The sequence below is a fragment of the Cobetia sp. 3AK genome (assembly GCF_029846335.1).
Lineage (GTDB): Bacteria > Pseudomonadota > Gammaproteobacteria > Pseudomonadales > Halomonadaceae > Cobetia > Cobetia marina.
The window spans coordinates 1-216 of record NZ_JARWKR010000052.1; the positions used below are offsets into that span (position 1 = coordinate 1).

The window sequence follows — 216 nt, forward strand, 5'->3', positions numbered from 1 at the left end:
GCCGCGGCTTCCGCCTCGACCCCACCTCGCCGCTCGCCAGTGCCGAATGGCTCGCGGTCGCGGAGACGCAGGGCGCCGCCTCGGGCGCGCGCATCCTCTCGGCCGCCGCGCTCGACCTCGCCACGATCGAGTCGCTGTTCGGCGACCGCATCGCCGTGCGCCGCGATGTCGCCTTCGATCCCGCCACCGGCGCGATCAGCGCCGTGCGCGCCCGCG

General features: G+C 77.3%; 1 protein-coding gene. It reads left to right on the plus strand.

The genetic code is table 11. The features are described from left to right. On the plus strand, window positions 1–216 hold a 216-nt coding region (locus QD228_RS17115; protein ID WP_279876147.1), incomplete at both ends, for a hypothetical protein.